We start from the raw sequence: 24,762 nt of genomic DNA on the forward strand, positions 1-24,762 counted from the left end.
CCGCCGGAAGTCGTGTCAATAATTAAATCCAATGGATTGAAATATTTATCCGCTTCGCTTGGTGACGGGGCGATGGCCCAGCAATTCGCCCACGTCGAGGTCGCCGCGGCGGTCCTGCTGCAGCACTTCCAGGCGCGGCGACAGCATCTCGTAGATGGGCAGCACGGCGGCGCCGAGGATGGAGGAGTCGTCCTGGCGGTCGGACAGCACGATGCGGGTCTCGGGCGCCGCCATGCCGCCACGCACCGAGCGGTGCCAGGGCAGGGCCAGCGCCACGAGATGCTCCACCAGCACCTTGGGCGCGGAGCCGCCGATGACGATGGAGCGCGGGTCCAGCATGTTCTCGATCATGCAGACGGCGTCGCGCAGGCGGTCGGCGGCCTGGCGGCACCAGCGGTGCAGGGCCTCGTCGCCGGGCTGCTGCAGGCGTGCACTGAGGTCCAGGGTCCAGACATCGTGGTCGCTCACGCCCAGGGCCTCGGCCAGGGAGTGCATGGAGACATAGCGCTCCAGGCAGCCGCGGTTGCCGCAATAGCACGGGGTGCCGCCGGGCACGATGGGCACATGGCCGATCTCGGTGGCATTGCCGTCGGCGCCGGGGTAGGCCGAGCGGCCGATGACCAGGGCCCCACCCAGGCCCAGGCCCAGGTGCAGGTAGAAGAAGTCGTCCAGGTGCCTGGCGACGCCGAACAGCGTCTCGCCCAGGGCGCCGGCAACGCTGTCGACGCGGTAGAAAAGAGGCAGGCCGGTGGTCTCGCGCAGTTCGTCCAGCACGGACAGGTCGTTCCAGCCTTCCAGTGCCGTCGGGCCGACAAAGCTGATGTCGGTATGGCCGAGCGGGCCGGGCAGGGCGACGCCGATGCCCCAGAGGCGCTCGGTCGATTCGCGGCGCAGGCGCGCGACGAGCTGCAGCATGGAGGCCAGCATCTGCTGGCGGTCGCTGGTGTCCAGCTCGACCTCGCAGCGGCTGCGGATCTCGCCGACCAGGTTGACGAGGGCGGCCGAGGCCCGGCCCGGCTCCAGGCTGATGCCGATGGCGTTGCCGGCCTGCGGGTTCAGCTCGAAGGCGATGGGCGGCTGGCCGCGGGATTTGTCGACCTTCTGGCGCCGCGACACGATGAGGCCGATGGCCTCCAGGTCGTTGGTGATGTTGGCCACCGTCTGCGGGCTCAGGGACACCATGTCGGCGATGTCCTTGCGCGAGGCGGCGCCTTGCTGGCGGATGAAGTCCAGCACCACGCGGCGGTTGAAGGGGGCGCTGGACTGTTGGGTGGCTCCTCGGCCGGTGGTTCTCATGCGTGCTGACGGCGCTTTCGTTGTGCCCATGATAGGTGGGGCCTGTGCCCGGGCCGCGATTCTGTCCGAGGCGGCGGTTCCGGCGTCGATCACGTTTGAAATAAATTCATACAACCATTGGATTTAAATATTTACGATGCCGGCTTGGCGGCCCTACATTCGCCGCCCATGAGACGTGAAGTCCCGTTGGAGGGACGAGGTCTGGCCCGGCGCATCCAGCAGTGAAGTTGCGCTCCTCGCCGGCAGTGCGCGCGCTGCTCGTGGGCATCCACAACCCCGTGGCTCTTCCATCGCCACAAGACTTCGTTGAGGCAAACATGCAATCACTCCGGATCGGCTCGTGTGCGGCCCTCGCCCTGTTGAGCCTGTCTTCGCTGGCAATTGGGGCTGGCAATGCGGCCGGCAGCAATGCCGCCAAGAGCACGGCCTATGTGCAGGACGGCTGGCTCTATACCAAGACCGAGACCGCCAGCGGCCAGGCCTTGGTGACGGCCGTGCAGCCAGCGGCAGCCAGCGGCGTCATCCCGGTGGGGGACTCTCGCGTCTGGGGCAACGTCTTCGACAAGAACCGCAAGCTGACCGTCGCCCAATGGCAGGCCGTGCTCAGCATGGACGCCTACCCGGAGAACGGCACCACCAACTACCAGGACGTCGGCCCCTGGCGCTATTGCGAGGTGGACTACGAGGCCAGCGTCGGCATCTCCGACTACCGGGGCAACACCTTCGGCCCGGTCGGTGTGACGACGGTGGGCGATTTCCCGGATTACTTCAAGAACGCCTTCGCGCCCTATGTGCTGGGCAAGACCGGCGCGACCAACACCGACATGAAGAACTGGGGCGTGCAGGTCACCGGCGTGTCGGCCGCCAACTTCAAGGCGGATGATTCGCGGCTCGACCCCTATCCCAACCTCAGCCGCTCCAACTCCACCAAGCGCGCGGCCCTGACCAAGATCTGCAAGGCCCTGCAGTCGGCCTTCGACAACCAGCAGGACAAGTATGTGATGAGCCATTACGCGCACATCAACAACGACAAGCTGCTGCCGGTCCTGAGCGCCCTGAAGGGCATCGGCTTCACGGCCTTCGACAAACACAACCTCGTCGGCATGGCCTTCCAGGTGCAGGTCAACACCGGCTCGATTGGCAGCGTCTCGGCCTTCACCTCGGTCAAGAACGCTGGCAATTGCGGCAGCCTGAGCGCCGAGACCTGCTTCGCCACCTACCTGACCGACCAGTACATCCGCTGGCTCAAGTCCAGCAGCCTCGGCGACGATGCGGGCAACTGCTGGCGCGCCAGCATGGCCCTGGACATCTACAAGAAGAATCCGGCCATGAACAGCGTCAGCACGGTCAATTCGGTCATCAACAGCAGCTACCCCGACAACAGCGGCAAATGCCCGACCTCGGGCATCAAGTGGTCCAAGAACATGGCGTGGGAATGAAGCGAATCCTGATTGCAGCGGCCCTGGCGGCCGCCATGCCGCTGGCCGTTGCCGCCGAGGCGGCTGCGCCGGTGACGACGGTGTCGGTCAAGTTGCCGACCGATCCGCTGCTGGTGCAGATCAACCAGGTGGCGCTGGAACGCGTCGGCCCCAAAAGGGCTGTCGTCGAGTCCACGGGCCCGGCCCAGGCTGGGCGCTACCGTGTGCTGGCCGGTGGCAAGGTCGTCGCCCAGGGCGAACTGAAGGCCTTGCCCGAGTTCTCCGCCTGGGGGGCGGGCAAGCGCTACTTCGAGGTCGACTTCTCGGCCATCGAGAAGGCGGGCGCCTATCGCGTCGAGGCCACGCTGGGCAACAAGCGCGCGCTGTCGGCGCCGGTCCCGGTGCGGGACCAGGCCCTGTTCACGACGATTGCCGACAAGACGCTGGACTACTTCCACCGCAGCCGCCACACGGGCAAGGGTGACAGCCGCATCCGCATCTTCGAGACGGATAGGTTCGTCGACGTGCACGGCGGCTGGAAGGATGCCGGCGGCGACACGGGCAAGTATTTGTCCCACCTCGGCTACGCCAACTTCTTCAACCCGCAGCAGACGTCGATGGCGGCCTGGGTGCTGGCCTATACATCCCACACCTCGGCCGACCTCTACCGCCGCGCGGGCCTGCTCAAGCGCGCCGAGAACGAGGCCTTCTGGGGTGCCGACTATCTGCACCGCATCCTCGACGCAGAGGGCTATTTCTACACGACGGTGTTTGACAAATGGGGCGACGAGAAGGCCGAGCGCATGGTCGTCGGCTACGAGGGCGAGGACGGCAAATACACCCAGCTCTACCGCTCGGCCTATCGCGCGGGGGGCGGCATGGCCATCGCGGCGTTGGCGCGGGCCTCGCTGCTGGCGAAGCAATCGGGTCGGCAGGGCGAGTTCAACGGTGCGACCTATCTGGCCGACGCGGTCAAGGCCTTCGACCATCTGCAGCAGTTCAATGCGCAGTACACGGCCAATGGCGTCGAAAACATCATCGACGACTACACGGCGTTGATGGCAGCCGTCGAGCTGTTCAACGCGACACGCGAGCCGCGCTTCCTCGACGCCGCCCGGCTGCGCGCCGAAAGTCTGATGGGCCGCCAGACCGCTGCCGGCGGCTTCATCAGCGATGGCGGCTCGCGGCCCTACTACCACGCGGTCGAAGCCGGCCTGCCGGTGCTGAGCCTCACTCACTATCTAGCCATCGAGACCCAGGAGGCGCGTCGCGGCCGCGCGACCGCTGCCATCGCGTCGGCACTGAAGCATGAGATCGCCATCACCCAGCGCGTGTCCAACCCCTATGGCTATGCACGCCAGTCCTTCCAGCTCGCGCCGAACGGCAAGGCAGAAGGCTCCGTGATGGAGGGCTTCTTCATCCCGCACAAGAACGAGACCGGCTATTGGTGGCAGGGCGAGAGTGCGCGCCTGGCCTCGTTGACCACGGCCATGGCGGTTGCCAGCCGCCAGCTCGGCACCGGCATGCCCGAGGGCTGGGCCGGCTATGCGCAAAGCCAGCTCGACTGGACGCTGGGCCGCAACCCCTACGGCATCTCCATGCTCTACGGCTTTGGCAAGCGCAACCCGCCGGCCGTACCGTCCAGCGCGGGCGACATGTTTGCCGGCGGCATCTCCAATGGCATCACGGGCGCCGTCGGCAGCGATACGGGCGAGGATATTGCGTTCGGACCAGGGCCCGACGGCGAGCAGTGGCGCTGGGTGGAGCAGTGGCTGCCGCACTCGGCCTGGATGCTGCTGGCGGCGGTGGAGATCGCGCGCTGATGTCACAAACGTGGGGGCTGTCCCGTCAGGAGGGAGTTGAACCGCGAAACTCCCGCCATGACCGACGACCTCTCGCCCACCGCCCGCGCCCTGCGCTTTGACCGTGACCATGCGCGCCGCCTGCGCGCGCTGGCCTACCGCATGCTCGGCTCGCGTGCCGAGGCCGAGGACATCGTGCAGGAGGCCTGGCTGCGCTGGGCCGAGGTGGATGCGGCCCCCATCCAGCACGAGGGCGCCTTCCTGTCGCGGCTGGTGACCAATCTCTGCCTGGACAAGCTGCGCTCCGCCGCCGTGCAGCGCGAGCAATACGTGGGCGTCTGGCTGCCCGAGCCCATGCTGGAGGACGAAGCCTTGTTCGGCTGGGCCCCCGGCCCCGAGAAGCAGGCCGAGTTCGCCCAGGACGTGTCCATCGCCTTCATGCTGGCCCTGGAGCGCCTGTCGCCGCTGGAGCGCGCCGCCTTTTTGCTGCACGACGTGTTCGACCTGGACTACGACGAGATCGGCCGCCACCTGGACCGCAGCGAGGCCGCCTGCCGCCAGCTCATCAGCCGCGCGCGCAAGAACATCAAGGCCGACTATGCGCGGCGCGAGGTGGCCAAGGAGGAGGCTGATCGGCTTGTGGCCGCCTTCATGGATGCCGTGCGCAGCCAGGACGTCTCGGCTCTGGCGCAGTTGCTCAGCGAGGACGCCGTGCTGATGGCCGACGGCGGCGGCAAGGTCAGCGCGGTGCCCAAGCCCCTGCATGGCGGTGCGCAGATCGCGCGCACCTTCATCGGCTTCGCGCAACTGCCCACCAGCCGGTCCTGGCGCCTGTTGCCGGCGGTCGTCAACGGCCTGCCGGGCCTGCTCATCCTCGACGACAGCAACGGCGGTCGACTCGTGCAGACCATTGCGCTGGCACCGTCGGCTGAGTCGGGCCAGGTGGGTGCCGTCTATATCCAGCGCAACCCCGACAAGCTCAGCGGGATCCGGATGCGTGTCACAAACGCCGCGGCTGATCCGTCTTGAGTGTGAGGCCGGCGATTTTGTCGGCCCACAACATCCAAGGACATTGCCATGAGCACGCACCAAGCCCGCCTCGACTATTTCCGCCAGTCCGCTGACCTGTCCAAGAAGTACCTGGACTTCAGCATGGCCTTCCGCATGGACAAGACCCTGGCCGTGCTGATCGACATCCGCGCCTCGCAGCTCAATGGCTGCGCCTTCTGCCTGGACATGCACGTCAAGCAGGCCAAGATGCACGGCGAGCGCGAGCTGCGCCTGCACCACGTCGCCATCTGGCGCGAGTCGACGCTGTTCACGCCCAAGGAGCGCGCCGCCCTGGCCTGGACCGAGCTGTTGACGCGCATCCCGGCCGAGGGCGTCTCCGACGCCGCCTACGCTGAAGTCAGCGAGTATTTCCCGCCCGAGGAACTGTCCGATCTGACCTGGCGCGTTGCCGCCATCAATGGCTGGAACCGCATGAATGTGGCGGTGCGCAATGTGCCGGGCTCGGCGGACAAGATGTTCGGCCTGGACAAGGCGGGCCTGAACTGATCTGGCGCAAAGCGGCCGCCGGCCTCGCGTCCTACCCTGCAACGGCGCTCCCACCCTGCACCTGGGCAAGGCCTCGGAGTAGGGTGGCCTGACGTCATGGAACCTTCCAGGCGCGTAGCGCCTTTTGGAGGATTTCCCATGGCCATGATGAAAGCCGCTGTCTTCGTCGAGCCCGGTCGCATCGTGCTCGATGACAAGCCCATGCCCGATGTCGGCCCGCAGGACGCGCTGATCCGCGTCACCACGACGACCATCTGCGGCACCGACATCCACATCCTCAAGGGCGAGTACCCGGTCGAGCGCGGCCTGACCATCGGCCACGAGCCCGTGGGCATCATCGAGAAGCTCGGCTCGGGTGTGCGCGGCTACCGCGAGGGCCAGCGCGTCATCGCTGGTGCCATCACGCCCAGCGGCTGGAGCACGGCCTGCTTGTGCGGCTGCGGCTCGCAGGACGGCGCCGGCACATCGCATGGCTGGAAGGCCATGGGTGGCTGGAAATTCGGCAACACCATCGACGGCTGCCAGGCCGAGTACGTGCTGGTGCCCGACGCCATGGCCAACCTGGCGCCGGTGCCCGACTCGCTGACCGACGAGCAGGTGCTGATGTGCCCCGACATCATGTCGACCGGCTTCAGTGGCGCCGAGAGCGCCGGCGTGCGCATCGGCGACACGGTGGCGGTGTTTGCGCAGGGTCCCATCGGCCTGTGCGCCACCGCCGGCGCCAAGCTCAGCGGCGCGTCCATGGTCATCGGCGTCGACCGCCTGGCCAACCGCCTGGCCATCGCCAGGCAGATGGGCGCCGACCATGTCATCGACGCCAGCAAGGTCGACCCCGTGGAAGAAATCATGCGCCTGACCGACGGCCGCGGCGTCGACGTCGCCATCGAGGCCCTGGGCACGCAGCAGACCTTCGAGGCCTGCCTGCGCGTGCTGCGGCCGGGTGGCACGCTGTCCAGCCTGGGCGTCTACTCCACCGACCTGACCATCCCGCTCGGCGCCTTTGCAGCAGGCCTGGGCGACCACAAGATCGTCACCACCCTCTGCCCCGGCGGCAAGGAGCGCATGCGCCGGCTGATGTCCGTCATCGCCGCGCGGCGCGTCAACCTGGAGGCCATGGTGACGCACCGCTTCAAGCTCGATGACATCGAGGCGGCCTACGAGCTGTTCGGCCACCAGCGCGACGGTGTGCTCAAGGTGGCGATTACCCCCTGACATCCGCATGAGCATCCGCCACCTCGACCAGCTTCTGTCACCGCGCTCGGTCGTGGTGGTCGGCGCCTCCAACCGCCCCGGCAGCGTCGGGGCGACCGTCTGGCGCAACCTGCGCGCCGGCACGTTCGCGGGCGCCGTCTTCGGCGTCAACCCGAAGCACGCCGAGCTGGATGGTGTGGCGCTTGCCAGCCGCGTCGGCGACCTCACCGAGGCGCCCGACCTGGCCGTGCTGTGCACGCCGCCCGACACGGTGCCCGGCCTCATTGCCGAGCTGGGCCAGCTGGGCACGCGCGCCGCCATCGTCATGACCGCCGGCCTGAACGCTGTTCAGAAGCAGGCCGCGCTGGACGCCGCCCGGCCGCATCTGCTGCGCCTGCTCGGCCCCAACTGCCTGGGCCTGCTGTCGCCGTGCATCGGCCTGAACGCCAGCTTTGCCCATGTCGACGCCTTGCCGGGCGAGATTGCCTTCGTCTCGCAGTCGGGTGCGCTGGTGACGGCCGTGCTCGACTGGGCGCGGTCGCGGCGCATCGGCTTCTCGCACATGGTCTCGCTGGGCGAGCGGGCCGACGTCGACTTTGGCGACCTGCTGGACCACTTCGCCAGCGACCCGCACACGCGGGCCATCCTGCTCTACATCGAGTCCATCGAGTCGCCGCGCAAGTTCATGTCGGCGGCCCGTGCGGCGGCGCGCAACAAGCCGGTCATCGTCGTCAAGGCCGGCCGCGCGGGCAAGGGCCTGCAGGCCGCCGCGTCGCACACCGGCGCGCTGGCCGGGTCGGACGTGGTCATCGACGCCGCAATCCGCCGCGCCGGCATGCTGCGCGTGGATACGCTGCAAGACCTGTTCATGGCGGCCGAAACGCTGGCGCATTTCCGCGGCAGCCCACAGCGCGGCCTGACGCTGATGACCAACGGCGGTGGCGCCGGCGTCATGGCGGCCGATGCCGCCGCGCTGGCCGGCGTCGACCTGCCACCGCTGAGTGACGCGCTTCGCGCCAAGCTGGACGCCGTGCTGCCGCCCACCTGGTCGCACGGCAACCCCGTCGACATCATTGGCGACGCGCCGGTCGAGCGCTACACCGCCACGCTGCGCGCGCTGCTCGACGACCCCGACACCGGCACGGTGCTCTTCATGCACGCACCGACGGCCATCGTGCGCAGCGAGGACATCGCCCTTGCCTGCGCACCACTGGCGCGCGAGGCGGCGGGCCGCCTGATGAGCTGCTGGCTGGGCGACGCCGGCGTGGCCGAGGCGCGGCGCACCTTTGAAGGCGCGGGCGTGGCCGGCTACGACACGCCCGAGGAAGCTGTGCGAGCGTTCGCCATGCTGGCCCGCTACGCCAGCAACCAGGCGCTGCTCACCGAGGCGCCCACCGCCAGCGAGGCCGGGCCGGCGGACCGCGCGGCGGCGCGCGCCGTCGTCGAGGCGGCGCTTGCCGATGGCCGCGAGATGCTCGACGAGCTGGAGGCCAAGGCCGTGCTGCAGGCCTATGGCATCCCGGTCGTGCCGACGGTCGCGGTGGGTCCCACCGCTGACGAAGCGGTGACAGCCGCAGTCGCCATCGGCTACCCGGTCGCGCTGAAGATCCTGTCGCCCGACATCAGCCACAAGTCGGACATGGGCGGCGTGGTGCTGGGCCTGAGCGACGACGCGGCCTTGCGGCTGGCCGCCCGGCAGATGCTGGCGCGGGTGCGCTCGATCAAGCCGCTAGCACGCATTGCCGGCTTCACGGTGCAGGCCATGGTGAGCCGGCCGCATGCGCAGGAGCTGATCGTCGGCGCCAGCGTGGACCCGGTGTTCGGCCCGGTCATCCTGTTCGGCCAGGGCGGCACGGCGGTGGAGGTGATGGCCGACCGCGCCATCGGCCTGCCGCCGCTGAACCGCGTGCTGGCCCGCGAGCTGGTGGCCGGCACACGCGTGGCCCGGCTGCTTGCCGGCTACCGCGACCATGCACCCGCGCGCATGGACGCCATCTGCGACGTGCTGGTGACCGTCTCGCAAATGCTGGCCGACCTGCCCGAGCTGGCCGAGCTGGACATCAACCCGCTGCTGGCCGACGGCGACGGCGTCATCGCGCTGGACGCTCGCCTGCGCGTCACCCCTGCGGCCAGCGCCGGCACTTCGCGCTTCGCCATCCAGCCATATCCGGCCGAACTCGCCGAGACGTGGCAGTGGCAGGGCCGCCAGCTGCTGGTGCGGCCCATTCGCCCCGAGGACGAGGCGCGGCATCTCGCCTTCGCCGGGCAGCTCGCGCCCGAGGACATCCGCCTGCGCTTCTTCAGCACGCGCCGCGAGTTGCCGCGCAGCGAGTTGGCCCGCTTGGTGCAGATCGACTACGACCGCGAGATGGCCTTCGTCGTGCTCGAAGCGCAAGCCGACGGCACGCAGCGCACGCTGGGCGTCGTGCGCGCCGTGGCCGATCCCGACAACGTCGAGGCCGAGTTCGCCATCATCCTGGCCACCGAGCTGCAAGGGGAGGGCCTGGGCCAGCGACTGCTCGACAAGATGGTGGCCTACCTGCGCGGCCACGGCACGCAGCGGCTGGTGGCGCTGGTGCTGCGCGAGAACGCGGGCATGCGCGAGCTGGCGGCGAACGGCGGCTTCGCGCTCGACGAGGCGGGGTCGGATCGCGATGTTTATCGCTACGTGCTGGATCTGACGACAAGCGCAGCGCTCGCCACGCCGGCCGAATGAGCGCGCCATTGACGCCCGCATGCTGTGGGGCGTGGTGTGGGCGGGCCTGACGATGGCACCGGCGACGTTGGCAACGATTGACCTCTACCTGCCCGTCGGCCTGATCGCCGGCCTGAGCGCAGAAGAGGGCGACCTCACCACCGCCCGCACGGCCGGCTTCACGGTACTGGTGCTGGCGCAGCAGTTCAACTGCTTCAACGCCCGCTCAGAGACGGCCAGCGCGTTTCGCCGTCTGTTCGTCAACCGCTGGCTGTGGCGCTCGATGGGGCTGTCGGCGCTGCTGCAAGTGGCGGTGGTTCACTTCCCGCCGCTGAACCTTGTGTTTGGCACGGCGCCGCTGAGCTTGCAGCAGCGGGCGGTGTGCGTGGGGATAGCGAGCAGCGTGCTGTGGGTGGGGGAGGTGCGGAAGGCGGTGATGAGAGCGGCCGGGCGTGGGGCGATTACGTCGTGACTGTCTCAATAACTCTGGAGCGAGCGTCGATTGGCTGGGTGCTGTCGCTGTTAGTTGGCGTCCGAAGTCAACAACGTGCCAATACCTGTCACTGGGGATCGGCACTGGTATTCCACTTGCCTGGACTGCCGCCCAGGCTGTCAAGCTTGTCTTGTATTTCCCGCACGATGCCGGGAGTTCGCCCGGCCTCTTGAACGCGACTGCCCCCTCGTTAGAGCCCTGCCGATCCGCGCGGATGCTCTTGCCTTGGGTCGAATCTCAATGGGGTTTGTTTGATTGCAAGATCCGAATCTATGGATTCGACCTTATGGCTTCGATTTCCGGCGACGGATCGATACGAAACAATGCACTTCGAAATAGGTATGCAGGGAATGTCATTTAGGAACTGGAACTTCTTGACGAGGCAAAGCAGCAAAAGCTGCGCTCGTACCGTAAAGAAGACTCGAACCGAAAACTACCGATGCCTTTCAAGGAGTAGTTGTAAGCCATTAAACTTGAACTGCGCAGGATTGCCGACTCGTCCCGCGATAGATTCATTCAGTGGCGTATTCGTAAGCACACAGGCCAAGCCAGCACACAGCCAGGAAATACTTTCGGCTACGTCTTTCGGGTTGTCAATATCCGCTGAAGTTTGCTGGAGCTCCCGGGAGAGAATTATGTTGTTTCGGTCGGTACATAGCCCCAACCAAGCGCAGGCGGCACGGGCGCGATACAGCGCTGAGTGTTGGAATTGCTTATATTGCTCTGCAAAAACTCTGGTGAGCCCGGCCAATGCTAGGGTTCCATGTTCAAGCGTGGGCGGATTTGTACTTAAATCATCGGAAATAGAATATGCGTTTAGCGCTGCATTGGATACATAGTCATCCGATCTTCCGCAAGCTACCCCCCATTCCAGCCAGAAGGCGCGATGGTCTCTAGACGGTGTAGCTGCCTCGAGTAACCGGATCGCCCCCGGCACATCATTGGACTCGCGTTTGAGTCGCGCAAGATTTACCACGTAATGGGTGTTATCTGGAACGATTTTCAGCATCTCCTCAGAAATCCGGATGGCGAGCTCCTTCCGATTGGTTTCAAAGAAGTGCTTGGTTAGCGAGTACTCCCAATTCCACACGGCGTCTAACCATCCCCCCTTGATCCGCACCAGCTCGATGGCCCCCTTTACCAACGACAAATAGAGGCGGTCCACGTCCTCATCATCGTCTCTGCATACTTCAAGCGTAGCCAAGGCTATACGCCGATGCCGGGTTCGCAGATACGCATTGCCGCCTGCGGCTGCTTCGGCAGTCATCGGGCGTAATACGTCACGTTTTAATGCTGTCTGGTCACAATTCATGCTTTCCTGAAGTACCTGGCTAGAAAGGAATTCCAAGCCTTCGGCATGCATGGATGCAATCAGGCGAAACGCGTCACCAACGGTTCCGCCTGTCGATAAGCTCATTCCGTCAAACTTTTGCATTAACGCTCGCACGTGACCATGCAAGTCTCTGCCGTGGCGCAATGTTAGTAGCGCCCCAAAGAGCGCGCCATCGTTGGTCCCGTCGTCCTTCGCGGCTTCACGTAGTTTTTCCGCCAGGTGGGTGGGCGTCAGGCTTTGCCATGCCGATTCACAGGCATTAGACCCAAAGTGCAGCCAAGTGGTCGCAAGTGCTATCGCATCTTCTTTAGAAAGTCCCGAAAGGCGGGCCTCCTCAAAACGGGCGAAGGAATTCCAAGGTACCGTATCCCCTTTGGCAATCTTCCAATCCGAATCATGAGCCGCCATAACGAATTGGACGTTGCTCTGACCGGCGCGCTTTAGCGACTGCATCAGGTTGACCAAATTCTTGCCCAGCAAGTTACCGTAATCAGTCGCTATCAACCAGCGATGGTCTGTCGTCAGGAGTTCTTCAAATTTTTTAATATTGATGCCAACAGTTTCGTCTTGATGCCAAAGCACCCTCAGATCAGGATTGGCGCGCACCGCGTGCGCCACGATTTGCCGTAGCACCATTGACTTGCCCTCAGCCGTTGGGCCGAGAACCAAGACAACTTGCGGACGGTCTTCTCCCTTGAAATTCATAACACGGTCAAGTAATCCCTTGGCCTGCGCGCGCACCGGAAAATTGGGCGACATAGCTAGCGCCCAATCTGGCTCAGCGCCATCGAAGAAGCGCTGTGCGTCCGGTGGCGTGATTTCGCGTGCGAAGGATTCGAGCGTTGCGGAGTCAAGTGACTGCCAGCCTGCTAGTGGATCAGGGCGATGCTGAGCTTGCATGCCCGGTACAGGAAAGCGCCACCAGTCAGTAGCCTCAATCCTGCGCTTTAAAGTGATCGAATCTACATCTGGCCGCCATTCGCGATTCACCCAGCGCCACGGTGAGATTTTCACTTCAGCGGCTACCGGGTCCAGCTCGCCCCATGAAAAACCGTTGGCCCATATGTCATCTTCGCGTGCCTGGAATGCTGAGCCGGCTTGCAATACGAGGAACTGGTCTACGCCACCCTCTTCAAATCGCCCTTCTGTTTTGTGCTTATGCCCATGCAAATAGATGACGTTGAATTCAGAAAACAGGCTCCGTATGTTCCTTTCCTCAGTATCGGCCCACCATGTCAGGGGATGATGCCCCAACACGATTTTGATCGGACATGCCTTTATCTTCTTGAGTGCAGCTTCAACAATGCGATAGCCTGGGGATAACCAGTCTTTATCAAGATCACCCTTGCAAAGCCACGCTGTATTTAGTCCTACGACACCAACCTGCACGCCTGACAAAGTTCTGATGTGGACGGCGGCGCCGTCGTTCGAAGCCAACCAGTCGGGTGACATTCCGCTTGCGGCCATCAATTTCTTGTAATGTTTGAACCTAGGTAGAACTTGGTCGCGCGCTGTTTTTCCTTCTTTGCTTGCATCAAAGAACTTGCTGGGTGATTTGAAGGCCGCTGAGTGATCCAACATGTCTGGACTTGGGCGTTCTATATCATGGTTGCCTGGGATTGGGATAACCACGGTATCGGCATTGAACTTTTCCTGGAGTGGAACAAGAAATTCCTTCCGAAATGCTTCGTACTCCCTCTTTAGGCCTCTGTTTGCGATATCGCCGGTGATAAATACATAGTTTGGAACGAAGTTTTTTTGAGTCTTCCAACGTTCAATCTCTAACAGAATTTCGGCGAAAAGTCGCTTTTGCTCATAGAGATCCTTTCCAACATGAAAGTCAGAAAGATGAAGCCAACGTATATTGGGTGCCATTGCTAACTTTGTTTTGGTTGAAAATCTGATGGCGCGCACTCTGAGGGCATTTCACAGATGGAAAATTCAACCGCTCCACGGCAACTAGGACGCCCCTGGAACGGTTGGCCCGTCCAAATTTCCCTTTGGCAAGGCCACCTCCATCTGGTTAAGACTCTGGCGCGCCACCGGAATCGCCTGCGCGCGCTAATTTACATCGAGTCTTGATGTGGTCGGCTATTCATAGCGCACCCATTCTCGGCGTCGCCCATGGCGAACACTTGACCGACCGACAGTTACCAGGGAAATGCGCTGATCGAACTGATCATCAGGGGTGATGTGCTCTCCGGAATCTCAGCGTGGTTCTCGCCTGCTAGCCGCGTCGGATTGCGGGGCATTACAGTCCTCCCGTTGTGACGGAACGCGCGCCGGTGTGATGCGCGGGGCTTCAGACTCGGCCGGTGTGCACCAGTATTTTGCGGACCGCAGGAGCATCAGCGATAATTGCGATAAGAATCATTTGGCCTCCGCACTGAGGACCCAGCAGCGGGAAAACCTCGTAGATCCGCGCGATCAACGCCGCCCACACGTAGCGCGCCGCTGAGGCTCTCTCGGGTGCAACTTGTTTTGTTTGGCTGGCTTGTGCTGGGCTCCCGCCCCCCGTCTATGACTGGCGCAGCAGCAACCGTTTCGTCGGCCGGCAGTTGCGCCTGAGCCATAGCCGTCACCGCCGCTCGGAGCATTGAGTTTGGTGCCGGCACGCCGTAGTAGCGATGCCGATGGATGCGCAGCGGCGGTATCGGCCGCTTAGAAAGGGATGACGGCAGCCAGCCTTACAGCGTCGGGCGATCTCGCGCGATCGGCGACAGCTATAGACGCATTGCTGACAGCGCGCACAGCAAAGTGAAGGACGGCACCCGCTGCAAAGCTGTCCCAGCCGGACGCCCCACCTGCGTCACCGGCTCAGCCTGGCGCCGCCGCCGCACTCCCAACGCCGCTAGCATCGCCCGCTCACTTGCGAGGAGCTTTGCCATGCTTGAGGTCGCAGTCGTCCGAACCCTATCCGTCGAGACAGATGCTGCTCTGGGCCACCTCAGTGCAGCCAGCGGCTTGGTTCAGGTGGGGCAGCGGCTGTTTGTCGTTGCCGATGACGAGCACATGCTGGCCCTGTTTGACTTGTCGGGCGCGCGCCGGCCGGCAGCATCGGCTCTTCGACGGCGAACTGCCTGACAAGCCCAAGGCCCGCAAGGCCGCCAAGCCCGACTGGTGCTGGCGCAGCTATTCAACCTAGATCCGGCAGTTGACCGCTCACTACTCATCGAAAGTCTCGATGCATCAACACCTTGCGGGTTCGGCGACGCTCACCACTTCGGTGAGCAGCGCTTCACGCCCGCTGGTCTGGCGCTTCGAGCCGCTGGCCGCGTTGCTTCTCCTCGTGGGCAGGAGCCCACTTCGTCGGCGCGCCTTGCCAACGGCCCGCCTCGCCAGCCCCTCGGGCGCGCCCAACTACCGGATCTAGGTTCAACTGCTTCAACGCCCGATCAGAGACGGCCAGCGCCTTCCGCAATCTCTTCGTCAACCACTGGCTGTGGGGCGCGATCTTGGTATCGGCGCTGCTGCAGGTGGCGGTGGTTCACTTCCCGCCGCTGAACCTGGCCTTCGGCACCGCGCCGCTGAGCCCGCAGCAGTGGGCCGTCTGCGTGGCCATGGCCAGCAGCGTGCTGTGGGTGGGCGAGCTGCGCAAGGCGGTGATGCGGATTACAACGGGCCCGCCTCCAGCGCATCGGCGGCATCGCTGAACTGCAGGTTATCGATGTGCTGACGCACCAGGTCGAACGCGCCCTTGCTCAAGAGCCGTTGGAGCTGTGGGGAGAGGCCATTGAAACGCTCGATCGCTGACATGCTCTGCTGGCGCAGCAGGCCGACGAAATCGGCCAGGACCTGCGGCTCGAGGCTGTCGCCGCTGATGGCCGCAGAAGGATCCTCGGCCGGGGCCGGCGCTGTCACGAGCAACGGCGCCACACATTCCCCCAGCCGGTGCAGCTTGATGGCAAGTCGCGTCGCGAGATCGCCGAATCTCTCGACCTTTCCTGCGGCACAAGCCGTCTCCGCCTCGCCCGCCAGTTGATGGATCTCTCTGGCTCCGAGGGTACCCGCGCTGCCTCTCAGCTTGTGCATGCGACTGGCATGAATGGCGAGGTCGATCGGGGCTTGCGCTGCGATCGGAATTGAGACCTCCGGGAACTCGTCGAGCAGCCGCTTGAGCATCAATTTGAACAAGCCGAAGTCATTGCTCAGGCGTTCGCGCACGTCCAACCCGTCGATCCCCTCGATCTCCGGCCACGGCTGCGGCAGCGATTCCGGCGCCGACGAGTCGGGTGAGCCAGCAACCGGTTGCACGGGTCGGCCGTTCACAGGCGCAACGCGGCGCAGGATGCTGGCCACCAGGGACCGCGGGTCGAACGGTTTGACAAGATAGTCGTCCATTCCGGCCGCCGTGGCGCGTTGTCGCTCGCTGCTCAGCGCACCGGCAGTCAGGGCGATGATCGGCAAGTCCGCCAGATGCAGTTCCAGGCGGATTCGCCGGGTGGCGTCGTGGCCGTCGAGTACCGGCATCTGCACATCCATCAGCACCACGTCGATGGCGTGGGGCTGGGCTTCAAGAAGATCGAAGGCTTCCTGTCCATTGTTTGCGAGCAAGACCTTCGCGCCCTCGAGTTCGAGGATGCGCTTCGTCACATCCAGGTTGATGTCGCTGTCGTCAACGACCAGCACACGGATGTCCAGCAGCGCGCGTTCACCGGCTGCTGCGGGAGGTGCCTCCAACCGCGCCACCGCATCCGGCGAGGCGAGCGCAAAGTCCAGCACGACGCTGAACACGCTGCCGACGCCGGGCGTGCTCTCCAGACTCACGTGCCCGCCCATCAGGTTTGCCAATCGCTTGACGATCGACAACCCCAGCCCGGTGCCACCGAAGCGCCGTGTGATCGACGCATCCGCCTGGGCAAACGGCGCGAACAACTGCTTCTGAACTTCGGGCGCAATGCCGATGCCGGTGTCTTGCACGGCAAACGACAGCGTCGCATGCTGGGCCGTGGCGGCAAGCATCCGCACGTGCAGCTCGACACTGCCTTGCTCGGTGAACTTGATCGCGTTGGACAGCAGGTTGGTCAGGATCTGGCTCAGGCGCGTCGCATCGCCCTCCAGCACCACCGGCAGCTCGTCCTCGACGACGATCTCGAACGCGACGCCCTTGGCCTCGGCTTGCACCGCCATCACCTCGCTCAGCTCTTTCAGCAGGCTGCGCAGGCCGAACGCGGTGCTCTCGACGATCAACTCGCCGGCTTCGATCTTCGACAGATCGAGCACGTTGTTCAGCACCACGAGCAGCGACTTGCTCGCGAGCTTGACCTTCGCCAGAAAGGCCAGCTGCTCCTCGTCCAGCGAGGTCTCCCCGAGCAAATAGGTCAGGCCGATGACCGCGTTCATTGGGGTGCGGATCTCATGGCTCATGTTGGCGAGAAACTCGCTCTTGGCACGATTGGCCTGTTCGGCCTTTTGCGTTGCGTGACGCAGCGATTCCTCGTACTGCTTGCGCTCCGTGATGTCGCGCGCCGCCGCGAAGACGCCTTGCAGCTGCCGGTCGCGGTCATGAAAGGTGGTGGCGTTGTACGACACCACGGTGAGCTTGCCGTCCCTGGCGCGCACGGTGAGTTCGTAGTTGGTGACCTTGCCCTCGGCCAGCACGCGCTTGATGCCTGCTTCCGCCCGGTGTGGCGCGGTGAAGTAGTTCTTGAACGGCGCGCCGATCAGCTCGTCGCGCGTGCAGCCGGTCAGGGCCTCCGTCTGCTTGTTGACGTCGGTGATGATGCCGCGCGGGTCTGTCGTCATCAGCGCGTCGATGTTGGATTCGATCAGCGAGCGCGTGTAGAAGTGCTGGTCGCGTAAGCGCTGGTCGAGCTTCTGGCGCTCCTCTTCGACCTGCTGGCGGGCGGTGTTGTCGGTGCCGATCAAGAGGTAGCCAATGATGGCGTCTTGCGCGTCGCGCAGCGCCGTCACCGACACCACCGCTCCGAAGCGGCTGCCGTCCTTGCGGATATAGGTCAGCTCGTAGATGTCCTCGATGCCGCGCGAGGCCTTGAACACCAGCGCCTCGAAGCCGGGGGCGATCGGGGTTTCGAGTTCGACGCTCAGCGCCTTGGCCCGCTCAATCAATTCCGGCGGGTCGGAGATGTCTGCCGGCGTGATCTTGTTCACCACGTCAGCGGCCGTGTAGCCCAGCATGCGCTCGGCGCCGACGTTGAAGATCTGGATCACTCCCTTCGCGTCGGTGGCGATGCTCGAGAAGTTGGCACTGTTGAAGATCGCGTTCTGCAAGGCACCGGCCTTCAGCAGCGCTTCCTCGGCGCGTTTGCGCGCGGTGTTGTCGGTGCCGATCAGCAGGTAACCAATGATGGCGTTCTGGGCGTCGCGCAGCGCAGTGACCGACACGACGGCCGGCAAGCGGCTGCCGTCCTTGCGGATGTAGGTCAGCTCGTAGATGTCCTCGATGCCGCGCGAGGCCTTGAATACCAACGCTTCGAAACCCGGCGCAATGGTGGTCTCGAGTTCGACGCTGAGCGCCAAGGCGCGCGCGATCACCTCCTGTGGGTCGGAGATGTCGGCCGGCGTGATCTTGTTCATCACGTCGGCGGCCGCGTAACCCAACATGCGTTCGGCGCCGACGTTGAAGATCTGGATCACACCTTTCGCGTCGGTGGCGATGCTGGAAAAATTGGCGCTGTTGAAGATCGCGGATTGCAGGGCACCGGCCTTGAGCAGCGCCTCTTCCGCCTGCTTGCGGGCCGTGTTGTCGGTGCCGATCAGCAGGTAGCCGATGATTCGATCTTCGACATCGCGCAACGCCGTGACTGACACGACCGCCGGGAAGCGGCTGCCGTCCTTGCGGATGTAGGTCAGCTCGTACATGTCCTCGATGCCGCGCGAGGCCTTGAACACGAGGGCTTCGAAGCCCGGCGCGATCGAGGTGTCGAGTTCGACGCTGAGCGCTTCGGCGCGCGCGACCAATTCCTGCGGGTCGGAGATGTCGGCCGGCGTGATCTTGTTCATCACGTCGTTGGCCGAATAGCCCAGCATGCGCTCGGCGCCGACGTTGAAGATCTGGATCACGCCCTTCGCGTCGGTCGCGATGCTTGAGAAGTTGGCGCTGTTGAAGATTGCACTCTGCAGTGCGCCCGTCTTGAGCAATGCCTCCTGGCGCCGGACCTCGTTGAGGTACTCCACAGTGCCGTCGACGGGATTGGGAAGGGTGGGGGTATCGCCGGCGATTCTGGGCATGGGTAACTTCGTTGAGCGCGTGATCGATCAGTCAGACGGGGACAAGGCGCGGAGGCCGGCGCGCGTCGCGCACCCCCTGCGGCGCATCCACATCGCAGATGTCCAGCAACATGGCCCGGGCCCGGCCGGCGCGCTTGGCGCAGTACATGGCCTTGTCGGCAGCACGCACCAGATCAAGCGGGGAGTGGCCCCTGCCAAGACCAGCGGCGCGAGAGTCGGCCGAGGGCTCTGCCCAGCACTCGCTCGCGTCGTCGTAGCAGGCGACGCCCACGCTGACGGTGACGTGGCATGCGGCCGACGAGGCGTCGTGACGGATGGTCAGCGCTTGAACGGCAGCCAGGATGCTGTGTGCCACGTGCTCGGCGCCCAGGCGCGGCGTCTGCGGCAGCAGCACGACGAATTCCTCCCCGCCGTAGCGCGCAACCAGATCCGCCGGGCGCAGGCTGGTGCTCGCCAGGGCCTGCGCGACGGCCCGCAGGCACACATCGCCCGCCGGATGACCATAGTGATCATTGAATGACTTGAAGTGGTCGACATCGATCATCAGCACGGCCAGCGGGTCACCGGCCCGCCGGGCGCGGCGCCATTCATGCGCCAGCGCGTCGTCGAAACCACGCCGATTGGTGACACCGGTCAGCACGTCGATCGTCGCGATCCGGCGCAGCTCGTCGGCGATGCGCTTGACACGCAGCTGGGTCTTGACCCGCGCCACGACCAACGGTGCGCTCACGGGCTTGGCGATGAAGTCGGCCGCGCCAAGTTCGAACCCGGACAGTTCGAATTCGGGCTCGCTGTGGCTGGTCACGAAAATCACCGGCACGTCCTCGAGTCCCGGGTCTGCCTTGAGCGCTTCGAGAATCTGGAACCCGCTCATGCCGGGCATTTCTGCATCGAGCAGTACCAGATCGGGCGCCGACTCTCTCGCAAGTCGCAGCGCATCCTCCCCGCTGGTCGCGAAGCGCAAGTTGCCCACGTCCGCCAGCATATGACTCAGCAGACGAATTGCGGATGGGTCGTCGTCGACCAGCAGGATGTTGTCGCTCATGGACCGTCGTTGACGTCGTGCGAAACGGCGTCACCCGCTCGAAGAGCGGCGTTTGATGATGCGTGGTTGATGGTGTCTTCACCGGGGTCGGGCGCACCGGGCAGCGAGATGGTGAAGCAGCTTCCCTGACCCGGCTCGCTCTCGACGCGCAACTGACCGTTCATCGCCTCCACGAACTGACGCGTGATCATCAGCCCAAGGCCTGCGCCGGGCGTCGAGCCCAGCTGTCTGCCGAGGCGGTTGAAGGGTTCGAACAGGTGCTGGCGCTGCAACGCGTCCATGCCGAAGCCGTTGTCGCTCACGGCAATCGCGACCGCTTGCGAATCGCCGGTCACCGCTATCCTTGCCCAACCGCCGGGCCGGTTGTATTTGATGGCGTTCGTCAGCAGGTTCAACAGGCACTGGTGCAGCCGTCCGACGTCGGCGGCGCAGCGGGCGGGTGCCGACGGGAGCGGGCATGTCAGCGTCACGCCGGCCCGCTGCGCCAGCGCCGAGACCGCCTCTGCGGCGTCTTGCGCGCACCGGGCGGCGTTCACTGGGCGCAACTCGACCGTCAGCTTGCCGGTCTCCAAGCGGCCGAGGTCCATCACGTCGCGCATCAGGACTTCCAAGTGCTTGCCGCTGGCCAGGATCTGCGTCAGGCGCTGGGCCTGGACCGCAGACATCGGGTGCTTCTCATCGGCCGCCATCAGCTGGGCGAAACCGAGCATGCCATTCAAGGGGTTGCCCATCTCGTGGGCGATGTAGGACAGCATCAGCGTCTTGGTGCGGCTGGCCGTTTCGGCTTCGATGCGCGAGCGTGATTCGGCCTCGAGCCGATCACGGTCGCTGATGTCGCGCAGCATCACGGTGGTCAGGCGGTCCGGACCTTCGCCAACCCGCGACACCGACATCTCGGTCGGGAAGCATTCACCGCTCGCACGCGTGACCGTGGTGCGGACCGGGGCGTTCTGAGCTTGGTTGTCAATCAACGCAGCCTCGCCCAACAGCGCTTGCATCGGCGACCCGATGGCCTGCTGGTGCTCGACGGCGAACATGCGGCAAGCCGCAGCGTTGATCAACACCACCTTGTCGTCGGCATTGCAGGTGACGATGGCGTCCGATGCGGCGCCGACGATGTCTGCGACGCGCGCATCACCCACGCGCTGCAGGTGTTCGCGCACCGACTCCAGCTCGGCATCGGTGCGTCGCTTCAGGTCGAGCAGGTTGCGCACACGTGCCTGCAGAACAGCCCGGGTGTAGGGCTTGGCGATGAAATCTGCCGCACCGAGATCGAGCGCACGCATCTCGCTGCGCGGATCGGAGAACCGGGTGATGAAAGCGATCGGCACGTGCCTGAAGGCGGCTTCCGCCTTGAGCGTCCTGCACACGTCGAATCCGTCGATACCCGGCATGTGCGCGTCGAGCAGGATCAGGTCCGGCAGCAGGCGACGCGCGAGGTCCAAGGCTTCCTCGCCGTTCTTGGCAAAGTAAAAATCGCCCATTGCGGCCAGCGTCTTGCGCAGCACGTAGATCGATGCAACGTCATCGTCAACGACCAGCAGTCGCGGAGTCTGCGTGCCTGGCGGCGGCGGCGCGGCACCCGATGCGAGGCTGTCGCGTTGCAGATCCTCGATCAGCAGTTTGGTGCGCAGGTGCGCACGCACGCGGGCTGTCAACTGGACCGCGATCAGCGGCTTGGTGACGAAATCGGACCCGCCCTTGCGGAAGGCCGTGACTTGCAGCAGGGTCGTGGGGTCGTGGCTGGTCGCGAAGATGACAGGGACATCAGCCAAGACCGGGTCGGCCTTCAGCGCCTCACACACGTCGAGCCCGGTCATGCCAGGCATGTCGACATCCAGCACGATGAGATCAGGGGTCAGCTCACGTGCCAGCCGCAGTGCGGCTTGGCCTGATGTGGCGAAGCGCTGATCGGGGTACTCCGACAACATCCGCGCCATGACCTGGATCGCGGACGGGTCGTCGTCGACCAAAAGCAATCGAACCTCACGCGGTGCCATCAGAGCCTTTCAGGTTCGTGTGCGGTTCGCCGCTCAGTATGGGGTTTAGCGATCGATCCGATCACCCGTACTGCCGACCATTCATCGGCTGGTGCTAGAGATTTCGTGACGAAATGTGCACATCGAGCCCTTCATCTGGAACACAGGACTGGTGTCGGGACGCGTGTGGAGGTAGGCGGTGGACGTCATCGAGCTGATGCACACCCTTCCAAACGCGCCCCAGCTGGCGTCCCCACCTCAGCCTGGCGTCGATGCTGCTCTCCGGGCACGACTAGCATCGCCGGCACGCTTGCCGGAGTTTTGCCATGCTGGAGGTCCGAGTCATCCGAACACTGTCCGTCGAGACGGACGCCGCTCTGGGCCACCTCAGCGCAGCCAGCGGGTTGGTTCAGGTGGGGCAGCGGCTGTTTGTCGTTGCCGATGACGAGCACACGCTGGCCGTCTTTGGCTTGTCTGGCGACCGCCCCGGCCGGCTGCACAGGCTCTTCGACGGCGAACTGCCTGACAAGCCCAAGGCCCGCAAGGCCGCCAAGCCCGACCTGGAGGCGCTGGCCCGCTTGCCGCCCTGGGCGGGCTGCCCGCAAGGTGCGCTGCTGGCCTTGGGTTCCGGGTCCCGGCCCCAACGCCAACGCGCGGCGCTGCTGGCGTGCAACGCGGCGGGTGAGCTCCATGGCGCTGTCCGCGAGATCGACCTCTCGCCCTTGTACGAGCCGCTGCACGCCCGGCACGAGCAGCTGAACATCGAGGGCGCCTTTGTCGCTGCAGGCCGCTTCTGCCTGCTGCAGCGGGGCAACCAGGCCAGCCCGGTCAATGTGCTGATCAGCTACGACTGGCTGGTGATCCAGGCTTGGCTGGACGGCGCGGGGCAGGCGCCCGAGCGGGTGTCGAGCACGCCGTACGAACTGGGTGACATCGACGGCGTGCCGCTGTGCTTCACCGATGGCGCGGCGCTGCCAGGTGGGGGCTGGGTGTTCTGCGCGGCGGCGGAGGCCACGGATGACAGCTATCTGGACGGCCCGTGCCGAGGGTCGGCCGTCGGGGTCGTGGCGGCGGATGGGCGCTTGGTCGGCATGTGGCCGCTGTCCTTGCGCTGCAAGGCCGAGGGCATCGCCGTGACCGTCGAGAACGGCGCGCTGCAACTGTTGCTTGTGACCGACCCGGATGACCGCGCCACGCCCGCCTTGCTGCTGTCGGCGAGCCTGGGGCTGCCGGCCTAGGATGCGTGCCTGCCCGACTCAACTTCGCCAGCCATGTCCTTCAAGACCGCCACCGTCGCCGCCGCACTGATCGCTGCCACCGGCCTGGCCCAGGCGCAAGCCGCCGATGCGGCCGATCCCGTCGCCACCCTGGTCAAGCACCTGGAGCTCGAGAAGTACAAGGCCACCATCAAGGGTCTGACCCAGTTCGGTGACCGTCGCCAGGGCACCGCGCGCAACCGGGCGGCGCTGGACTGGATCGAGGCGCAGCTCAAGAGTTACGGCTGCACCAACACCGAGCGCCTGCAATACCAGTTCACCGAACCTGCCAAGCGCACACCGGCCGCGCCGCGCGGCCCGCTGGCCGGTGGCCCGGCGGGGCAGGGCGGCAGCACGCTGTTCGGCAAGCGCGCGCCCATCGGCGTGAACACCGACCCGCTGGCCCAACCCGACGAGCGCCTGCGCAAGCTCGATGCCGAGCCGACGCCCGAGGGCACTTCGCTGCGCGAAAACGTCTACTGCACCAAGATCGGCACCACGCGGCCGGACGAGATGTACATCGTTGGCGCGCACATGGACGGCATCGGCTGGGGCGAAGCGGCCAACGACAACGGCTCAGGCACGGCGCTGGTCATGGAGCTGGCGCGCATCTTCAGCCTGCCCGGCGTGACGACGGAGCGCTCCATCCGCTTTGTGCTGTGGAACAACGAGGAGACGGGCCTGAACGGCGCCTATGCCTATGTCGAGCAGCGCAAGGGCTTGCAGGGCATCGAGTCGCCCAAGGGCTCAGGGCTTTACCCGGAGCCGAAGTGGCTGGGCATGATCCAGCACGACATGATGATGTTCGACCACGGCATGCCCGTGCCCAAGCTGGACGCGGCGGGCAAGCCGGTGCTGGATGCCAAAGGCCAGCCGGTCTACGCGCCGCCGAAGGAGCAGCGTGCCGAGGCCGACGTGAACATCGAGTATCAGTCCACGTCCAAGCATGCGGACGGCGCGGCCAAGCTGGCCTGGCACTTCCGCGCTGCGAACGACAAGTACGCGACGAACTACCCGGCGGCCGTGGGCTTTCACATGACCAACACCGACTCCACACCCTTCATGGACGAGGTGCCGGCCATCTCGCTGCGCGAGAACGAGCGCGGCCAGCAGATCGGCGCAGGCTGGAACCCGCATTGGCATCAGCCGACCGACCTGTTCGTGAACTACTCGGACAAGGATTTCCTGCTCGGCCTCAACGCGGCGCAGACAACACTCGCAGCTGTCGCGCAACTTACAGGAGTGAAGGTCAAGCCCTGACCCTGTGATGTCCTGCCGCCCGCATTCGCGGGGATGTAGTTTTGTTGCATATGGATACAGTTGCGGTCATTGCGCGGTTGCGGAAACGTATTCACGTGCTGGCATAGATGTCGCAGGGCCAGGTGTAGTCAGCACCGGCGCCCCAAGCGCACGTAGGGAGGAGCGAGGTTGTCCGAATGGTTTCGGACGACCGTTCTGGGTTCATCGATGGTGGACTCATCCTTCCCGATGTCGTGCCGACAAGCA

Annotated in this window: 14 protein-coding genes and 1 pseudogene; 10 read left to right on the forward strand and 5 right to left on the reverse strand. The window is 64.9% G+C overall.

Going from position 1 to position 24,762, the window contains the following annotated elements; genetic code table 11:
• Positions 1 to 45 precede the first annotated feature (45 nt).
• The gene (locus ASC91_RS10260; RefSeq protein ID WP_056196018.1) at positions 46 to 1,296 is read right to left on the reverse strand and encodes an ROK family transcriptional regulator; all 1,251 of its coding nucleotides are present in this window, start codon (positions 1,294 to 1,296) and stop codon (positions 46 to 48) included.
• Between the two features lie 317 nt (positions 1,297 to 1,613).
• On the opposite strand from ASC91_RS10260, the gene ASC91_RS10265 reads away from it, so the two are divergent.
• From ASC91_RS10265 to ASC91_RS10295, 7 genes are all read left to right on the forward strand, one after another.
• Complete coding sequence (locus ASC91_RS10265; RefSeq protein ID WP_157281415.1) at positions 1,614 to 2,735, forward strand: hypothetical protein; 1,122 nt, start codon at positions 1,614 to 1,616, stop codon at positions 2,733 to 2,735.
• Positions 2,732 to 4,537 carry a glycoside hydrolase family 9 protein gene (locus ASC91_RS10270; RefSeq protein ID WP_056196022.1) on the forward strand — a complete coding sequence of 602 codons (1,806 nt, stop codon included), beginning with the start codon at positions 2,732 to 2,734 and terminating at the stop codon, positions 4,535 to 4,537. Before ASC91_RS10265 ends, ASC91_RS10270 begins: the two co-directional genes overlap by 4 nt.
• A 57-nt stretch (positions 4,538 to 4,594) precedes the next feature.
• Complete coding sequence (sigJ, locus tag ASC91_RS10275) at positions 4,595 to 5,545, forward strand: RNA polymerase sigma factor SigJ (RefSeq protein WP_056196024.1); 951 nt, start codon at positions 4,595 to 4,597, stop codon at positions 5,543 to 5,545.
• A 48-nt stretch (positions 5,546 to 5,593) separates the two neighbouring features.
• Positions 5,594 to 6,073, forward strand: coding sequence for a carboxymuconolactone decarboxylase family protein (locus ASC91_RS10280; protein ID WP_056196027.1), 480 nt, complete (start codon positions 5,594 to 5,596; stop codon positions 6,071 to 6,073).
• 138 nt (positions 6,074 to 6,211) lie between these two features.
• On the forward strand, positions 6,212 to 7,285 hold the full coding sequence (locus ASC91_RS10285; RefSeq protein WP_056196029.1) for an NAD(P)-dependent alcohol dehydrogenase: 1,074 nt from the start codon (positions 6,212 to 6,214) through the stop codon (positions 7,283 to 7,285).
• Positions 7,286 to 7,292: 7 nt separating this feature from the next.
• Positions 7,293 to 9,980, forward strand: a complete 2,688-nt coding sequence (locus ASC91_RS10290; RefSeq protein ID WP_056196033.1) for a bifunctional acetate--CoA ligase family protein/GNAT family N-acetyltransferase — start codon at positions 7,293 to 7,295, stop codon at positions 9,978 to 9,980.
• 19 nt (positions 9,981 to 9,999) lie between these two features.
• Positions 10,000 to 10,431 carry a cation transporting ATPase C-terminal domain-containing protein gene (locus tag ASC91_RS10295; protein WP_056196036.1) on the forward strand — a complete coding sequence of 144 codons (432 nt, stop codon included), beginning with the start codon at positions 10,000 to 10,002 and terminating at the stop codon, positions 10,429 to 10,431.
• A 454-nt stretch (positions 10,432 to 10,885) separates the two neighbouring features.
• On the opposite strand, the gene ASC91_RS28820 is transcribed toward ASC91_RS10295, so the two are convergent.
• A complete protein-coding gene (locus ASC91_RS28820; RefSeq protein WP_082532580.1) occupies positions 10,886 to 13,660 on the reverse strand; it encodes a metallophosphoesterase in 2,775 nt (924 codons plus the stop codon).
• Between the two features lie 1,508 nt (positions 13,661 to 15,168).
• On the opposite strand from ASC91_RS28820, the pseudogene ASC91_RS10300 reads away from it, so the two are divergent.
• Positions 15,169 to 15,438: pseudogene (locus tag ASC91_RS10300) on the forward strand (cation transporting ATPase C-terminal domain-containing protein); the annotation flags it as partial.
• Here the strand turns inward: ASC91_RS10300 and ASC91_RS30225 are convergent.
• Genes ASC91_RS30225 through ASC91_RS10315 form a run of 3 tightly spaced genes read right to left on the reverse strand, consistent with a single transcriptional unit; the run spans position 15,398 to position 22,021 of the window.
• Positions 15,398 to 18,976 carry a PAS domain S-box protein gene (locus ASC91_RS30225; RefSeq protein WP_082532581.1) on the reverse strand — a complete coding sequence of 1,193 codons (3,579 nt, stop codon included), beginning with the start codon at positions 18,974 to 18,976 and terminating at the stop codon, positions 15,398 to 15,400. The pseudogene ASC91_RS10300 and the gene ASC91_RS30225 sit on opposite strands and share 41 nt — an antisense overlap.
• A 31-nt stretch (positions 18,977 to 19,007) precedes the next feature.
• The gene (locus ASC91_RS10310) at positions 19,008 to 20,021 is read right to left on the reverse strand and encodes a diguanylate cyclase domain-containing protein (RefSeq protein ID WP_082532582.1); all 1,014 of its coding nucleotides are present in this window, start codon (positions 20,019 to 20,021) and stop codon (positions 19,008 to 19,010) included.
• Positions 20,018 to 22,021, reverse strand: coding sequence for a response regulator (locus ASC91_RS10315; protein WP_082532583.1), 2,004 nt, complete (start codon positions 22,019 to 22,021; stop codon positions 20,018 to 20,020). Before ASC91_RS10315 ends, ASC91_RS10310 begins: the two co-directional genes overlap by 4 nt.
• A gap of 305 nt (positions 22,022 to 22,326) precedes the next feature.
• Between ASC91_RS10315 and ASC91_RS10320 the strand changes: the two genes are divergently transcribed.
• Both ASC91_RS10320 and ASC91_RS10325 read left to right on the forward strand, forming a co-directional pair.
• Entirely contained in the window at positions 22,327 to 23,238 is a 912-nt protein-coding gene (locus ASC91_RS10320; RefSeq protein ID WP_056196044.1) for a DUF6929 family protein, read from the forward strand.
• Between the two features lie 33 nt (positions 23,239 to 23,271).
• Positions 23,272 to 24,516 carry a M28 family metallopeptidase gene (locus ASC91_RS10325; protein WP_056196047.1) on the forward strand — a complete coding sequence of 415 codons (1,245 nt, stop codon included), beginning with the start codon at positions 23,272 to 23,274 and terminating at the stop codon, positions 24,514 to 24,516.
• Positions 24,517 to 24,762: the final 246 nt, after the last annotated feature.

The organism is Pelomonas sp. Root1237, from assembly GCF_001425055.1.
In the GTDB taxonomy this organism is placed as follows: Bacteria; Pseudomonadota; Gammaproteobacteria; order Burkholderiales; family Burkholderiaceae_C; genus Pelomonas.

What these genes read in the sequence shown, in the direction of transcription:
- ASC91_RS30225 (WP_082532581.1), bottom strand. Translation starts at nt 18,976, where the DNA reads ATGCCCAGAATCGCCGGCGATACCCCCACCCTTCCCAATCCCGTCGAC.
- ASC91_RS10310 (WP_082532582.1), bottom strand. Translation starts at nt 20,021, where the DNA reads ATGAGCGACAACATCCTGCTGGTCGACGACGACCCATCCGCAATTCGT.
- ASC91_RS10295 (WP_056196036.1), top strand. Translation starts at nt 10,000, where the DNA reads ATGCTGTGGGGCGTGGTGTGGGCGGGCCTGACGATGGCACCGGCGACG.
- ASC91_RS10315 (WP_082532583.1), bottom strand. Translation starts at nt 22,021, where the DNA reads ATGGCACCGCGTGAGGTTCGATTGCTTTTGGTCGACGACGACCCGTCC.
- ASC91_RS10260 (WP_056196018.1), bottom strand. Translation starts at nt 1,296, where the DNA reads ATGAGAACCACCGGCCGAGGAGCCACCCAACAGTCCAGCGCCCCCTTC.
- ASC91_RS10325 (WP_056196047.1), top strand. Translation starts at nt 23,272, where the DNA reads ATGTCCTTCAAGACCGCCACCGTCGCCGCCGCACTGATCGCTGCCACC.
- ASC91_RS10270 (WP_056196022.1), top strand. Translation starts at nt 2,732, where the DNA reads ATGAAGCGAATCCTGATTGCAGCGGCCCTGGCGGCCGCCATGCCGCTG.
- ASC91_RS10320 (WP_056196044.1), top strand. Translation starts at nt 22,327, where the DNA reads ATGCTGGAGGTCCGAGTCATCCGAACACTGTCCGTCGAGACGGACGCC.
- sigJ (WP_056196024.1), top strand. Translation starts at nt 4,595, where the DNA reads ATGACCGACGACCTCTCGCCCACCGCCCGCGCCCTGCGCTTTGACCGT.
- ASC91_RS10280 (WP_056196027.1), top strand. Translation starts at nt 5,594, where the DNA reads ATGAGCACGCACCAAGCCCGCCTCGACTATTTCCGCCAGTCCGCTGAC.
- ASC91_RS10290 (WP_056196033.1), top strand. Translation starts at nt 7,293, where the DNA reads ATGAGCATCCGCCACCTCGACCAGCTTCTGTCACCGCGCTCGGTCGTG.
- ASC91_RS10265 (WP_157281415.1), top strand. Translation starts at nt 1,614, where the DNA reads ATGCAATCACTCCGGATCGGCTCGTGTGCGGCCCTCGCCCTGTTGAGC.
- ASC91_RS10285 (WP_056196029.1), top strand. Translation starts at nt 6,212, where the DNA reads ATGGCCATGATGAAAGCCGCTGTCTTCGTCGAGCCCGGTCGCATCGTG.
- ASC91_RS28820 (WP_082532580.1), bottom strand. Translation starts at nt 13,660, where the DNA reads ATGGCACCCAATATACGTTGGCTTCATCTTTCTGACTTTCATGTTGGA.